Origin of the sequence: Parafrankia sp. Ea1.12 (genome assembly GCF_900465275.1) — a bacterium.
Classification (GTDB): domain Bacteria; phylum Actinomycetota; class Actinomycetes; order Frankiales; family Frankiaceae; genus Parafrankia; species Parafrankia soli.
In genome coordinates, this window is the sequence record NZ_UBIZ01000080.1 from 1 (window position 1) to 4,718 (window position 4,718).

Consider the following 4,718-nt stretch of genomic DNA (forward strand, 5'->3'; position numbering starts at 1 on the left):
ACTTCGAGTGGGCCGAGGGGTACCGGATGAGGTTCGGCATCGTGCACGTCGACTTCGAGTCCCTGGTGCGCACGCCGAAGTCCAGCGGGCTGTGGTACTCGCGGCTGATCCAGTCCACCGGCTGCGCGATGACGGCGAGATCACCGTCCTGGGCGGGCAGCTCGGCGCCGGCCCGGGCGAAGTCGGCGATCACGTCGGACGGGTACGTGCCGTGCGGCTCGTCGACGGGCAGCAGATCCGGCTCTGGCTCGATCCCGTCCTGCACGGCACGTACCCGTCCGACGTGATCGCCGACTTCGCCCGGGCCGGCGCCGAGCTGCCCGCCCAGGACGGTGATCTCGCCGTCATCGCGCAGCCGGTGGACTGGATCGGGGTGAACTACTACGCGCCGCACATCGTCGCGCCCGGGCCGGACCCGTCCCCGAAACCGACCCCCTTCGCCGGCGCGGGGAACGTCACGAGGGTGCCCACGAACGAGGACGTGACGGCGCTGGGCTGGCCGGTCCGGCCGCGCAGCTTCCTGGCCCTGCTGCGCCGGCTCGGCGCGGACTATCCGGGGGTCCCGTTCTACATCCACGAGAACGGCGCGTCCTACGACGACGAGGTGTCCCCGGACGGGACGGTGCACGACCCGCTGCGGGTGCGTTACCTGGCGGGTCACCTCGACGCCGTCCGGCAGGCGTCCGAGGACGGGGTCGACGTTCGGGGATACTTCGTGTGGTCGTTGCTGGACAACTTCGAGTGGGCCGAGGGGTACCGGATGAGGTTCGGCATCGTGCACGTCGACTTCGAGTCCCTGGTGCGCACGCCGAAGTCCAGCGGGCTGTGGTACTCGCGGCTGATCCGGGAGCACCGCGCGGCAAGCGGGACGCGGTGACGCCGGAACCACCGGCCCGGACCCGCCAGGCGCCGACCCTGGAGGCCGTCGCCGAGCTGGCGGGGGTGTCGCGGGCGACGGTCTCCCGGGTGGTGAACGGGTCGCTCCGTGTCTCCCCCGCGGCGCACGCCGCGGTCACCAGGGCGATCGCCGAGCTCGGCTACGTGCCGAACCAGGCCGCCCGCAGCCTGGTGACCAGGCGGACGGACACGATCGTGCTGATCGTGCACGAGCGGCCCGACACGGTGTTCGCCGACCCGTTCTTCGCCAGCGTGCTGCGCGGAGTGAACCAGGCGCTGAGCGTCACCCAGCTCCAGCTCGTCCTGTTACAGGTGCAGGGTGACCGGCAGCGCGACCGGGCGCTGCGCTACGTCGGCAACGGCCACGTCGACGGAGTGCTCCTGATCTCCCTGCACGGGGACGACATCATGCCGATGTCGGTCTCGGGCGCCGGGGTCCCGCTGGTGATGGCGGGACGGCTGCTCACCGGCGACCCGGTCGACTCGGTCGACGCCGACAACGTGGGCGGCGCCCGGCAGGCCGTGCGCCATCTCGTCGCGACGGGCCGCCGCGAGCTGGCGACCGTCGCCGGGCCGGTGGACATGAGCGTGGGCGTCGACCGCCTGGCCGGCTACGCGCAGGCGGCCCGCGACGCGGGCCTGCCGGCCTCGGCCACCCGGGTCGAGACCGGCGACTTCACCGAGGCCAGCGGCCAGGCGGCGGCGGCCCGGCTGCTGGCGGAGCACCCGACGATCGACGCGGTGTTCGCCGCCTCCGACCTGATGGCCCTCGGCGTGCTGCGCGCGCTGCGGGCCGCCGGGCGGCGGGTTCCCGACGACGTCGCCGTCGTCGACTTCGACGACGCGGCGCCGGCGGTCTACGCGGACCCGCCGCTGACGACCGTCCGCCAGCCGGTGGAGCGGCTCGGCGCGGAGATGGTGCACCAGCTCCTGCGGCGCATCGCCGATCCCACCGGCGACGCGGCGTCGGTGATCCTGCCGACGGAGCTGGTGATCCGTTCGTCAGCCTGAGCCGGTTCCCCGCTGGGGACAACAGGCGGGTCGGGAACGGGTTGTCCACAGGCGCGAACTCGCGTCACCCTCGTCCCGTGCGGCCTTCTACAGTGGCGCGGTGACCTCGCCCTCGGTTCGCGTCCCGCGTGACGCCGTGGAAGTGCTCCGCCGCGTCTTCGGCTACGAGTCCTTCCGCGACGGCCAGCAGGAGATCATCGATCACGTCGTCGGTGGTGGCGACGCGCTGGTCCTCATGCCGACCGGCGGCGGCAAGTCGCTGTGCTACCAGATCCCGGCGCTCGTCCGGCCCGGCACCGGCGTCGTCATCTCCCCGCTCATCGCGCTGATGCAGGACCAGGTCGACGCGTTGCTGGCGCTCGGGGTCCGGGCGGGGTTCCTCAACTCCACCCAGCAGGCCGACGAGCGCCGCGCGGTGGAGTCCGCGTTCCTCGCCGGCGAGCTCGACCTGCTCTACCTGGCCCCCGAGCGGCTGCGGGTACGCGCGACGATCGAGCTCCTCGACCAGGGCGAGATCGCGCTGTTCGCGATCGACGAGGCGCACTGCGTCGCGCAGTGGGGGCACGACTTCCGGCCCGACTACCTCCTGCTCTCCGAGCTGCACCAGCACTGGCCGCAGGTGCCGCGCGTCGCACTGACCGCCACCGCCACCCCGGCGACCCACCAGGAGATCACGAACCGGCTCGGGCTGGGAAACGCCCGCCATTTCGTCGCCGACTTCGACCGGCCGAACATCCAGTACCGCATCGTGCCGAAGAACGACCCGAAGGCACAGCTGCTGGAGCTCCTGCGCACCGAGCATCCCGGCGACGCGGGCATCGTGTACTGCCTGTCCCGGGCGTCGGTCGAGAAGATCGCGGAGTTCCTGGTGTCGAACGGGATCGCCGCGCTGCCCTACCACGCCGGCCTCGAAGCACGCACCCGCGCCGAGCACCAGGCCCGTTTCCTCCGTGAGGACGGCCTGGTCATGGTCGCCACGATCGCCTTCGGGATGGGCATCGACAAGCCGGACGTCCGCTTCGTCGCCCACCTCGACCTACCGAAGTCGGTGGAGGGCTATTACCAGGAGACCGGCCGCGCCGGCCGGGACGGGCTGCGTTCCACCGCCTGGCTCGCGTACGGCCTGCAGGACGTGGTCCAGCAGCGCCGGCTCATCGACGCCTCCGACGGCGACGCCACGCACCGCCGGCGGCTCAACTCCCACCTCGACGCGATGCTCGCACTGTGCGAGACCATCGAGTGCCGCCGGGTCGGCCTGCTGGCGTACTTCGGGCAGCAGGGGTCGAGCGCCTGCGGCAACTGCGACGCCTGCCTGCACCCGCAGCAGTCCTGGGAGGCGACCGTGCCCGCCCAGAAGCTGCTGTCGACGGTGCTGCGCCTGCACCGGGAACGCCGGCAGAAGTTCGGCGCCGGCCACGTCGTCGACATCCTGCTGGGCCGGCGCACACCCAAGGTCGACCAGCACGGCCACGACTCGCTGACGGTCTTCGGCATCGGCACCGAGCTCAGCGAGGCCGAGTGGCGTGGCGTGGTCCGCCAGCTCCTGGCCCAGGGGCTGCTGGCCGTCGAGGGTGAGCACGGAACGCTCGTCCTCACCGACGCGAGCGCGGACGTCCTGCGCGGGCAGCGGACGGTCTCCATGCGGCGCGAACCGAAGCGACCGGCGAAGGCCACCGGCTCCTCTGCGACGAAGGCACGCCGGGCCGAGCCGGTCGAACTGTCCGCGGAGGCGGCGCCGCTGTTCGAACGGCTGCGCGCCTGGCGGGGGGCCACCGCCAAGGAACAGGGCGTTCCCGCCTACGTGATCTTCCATGACGCCACGCTGCGCGAGATCGCCACCCGCGCGCCCTCCTCGCTCGCCGAGCTCGCGACGGTGAACGGCGTCGGCGAGAACAAGCTGGCCAAGTACGGCGAACACATCCTCCCGCTGTGTAGCGCCACGCCCGCGGACTGACCCACAGCGGACCGGCCCACGGCGCGGCGCGGCCATCGCTGTCGGCGGGAGAGCAGGGCGCGGCGACGCTCAGACGGGCTCGTGCCGGCGGATCCGCTCGTGCAGGCGCGCGGTCGCCGGTCCCGGGGCGACGCGCAGCTCGCGGGCGAGGATGTCGATGCAGGTCCGGAACTGCAGCAGCGCCAGGTGCGGCTGCCCCTGGCGGGCGTAGGAGCGCACGAGCCGGCGGTGGGCGTCCTCCCGGCACGGGTCGCGCTCGAGGATCTGCCGGCACAGCAGCGCGCAGACCGAGTACTGCCCGGTCTCCAGGTACAGCGAGCTGAGCCGGTCCAGCGCGTCCAGGTAGGCCAGCCTCAGCTGCTCGCGCCGCAGGACGGCCCAGTCCTCGGAACGCGCGTCGGCGAGGAAATCGCCCCGGTACAGCGCCACCGCCGCTTCGAGTTCGGCGATGGCGGCCTCGACGCGTGCCGCGTCGGCGAAACGCTGACCAGCCTGGACATGGCCTTCGAACGCGTCGAGATCGATGGACACCATGACGTCGGCGGCCAGCCGGTACACGCCGCGCTCGAACACGATGACCTGCCGGTCAACCGCCTCCCGCAGGGCGCGGCGCGCGCCGTACACGGCCACCTGAATGTTGTTCCGCGCCGCGGGCAGGTCGGCGCGTGGCCACAACGCCTCGGTGACGACCTCCCGCGGGGGCAGGTCCGCCCGATGGATCACCAGGTAGGCCAGTAGGGACCGGGGGCGGGTGCCCCAGCCTCGCACGAGCCGCCCGTTCACCGTCACCGACAGCGGTCCCAGCACGTGCACGGCCATCTCCACCTGGCCCGTCGCGGCCGTGCTCCCAGCTCTC

4 protein-coding genes and 1 pseudogene are annotated in these 4,718 nt (G+C 72.6%); 4 read left to right on the top strand and 1 reads right to left on the bottom strand.

Annotated features, from left to right (window positions below):
* The 4 genes and pseudogenes from FMEAI12_RS39610 to recQ all read left to right on the top strand — a co-directional run.
* A pseudogene (locus tag FMEAI12_RS39610) lies at positions 1 to 113 on the top strand (family 1 glycosylhydrolase); the annotation flags it as partial.
* A gap of 98 nt (positions 114 to 211) precedes the next feature.
* Positions 212 to 877: a family 1 glycosylhydrolase gene (locus FMEAI12_RS00980; RefSeq protein ID WP_235013558.1), complete on the top strand. Its 666-nt coding sequence runs from the start codon at positions 212 to 214 to the stop codon at positions 875 to 877.
* Positions 874 to 1,908, top strand: a complete 1,035-nt coding sequence (locus FMEAI12_RS00985) for a LacI family DNA-binding transcriptional regulator (protein WP_112104651.1) — start codon at positions 874 to 876, stop codon at positions 1,906 to 1,908. The genes FMEAI12_RS00980 and FMEAI12_RS00985 overlap by 4 nt, the downstream gene beginning before the upstream one ends.
* 100 nt (positions 1,909 to 2,008) lie before the next feature.
* Positions 2,009 to 3,862, top strand: a complete 1,854-nt coding sequence (gene recQ / locus FMEAI12_RS00990; protein WP_235013559.1) for a DNA helicase RecQ — start codon at positions 2,009 to 2,011, stop codon at positions 3,860 to 3,862.
* 69 nt (positions 3,863 to 3,931) lie between these two features.
* Here the strand turns inward: recQ and FMEAI12_RS00995 are convergent.
* Positions 3,932 to 4,718, bottom strand: a 787-nt coding sequence (locus tag FMEAI12_RS00995; protein ID WP_304598610.1) for a BTAD domain-containing putative transcriptional regulator, incomplete at its 5' end; no start/stop codon positions are given.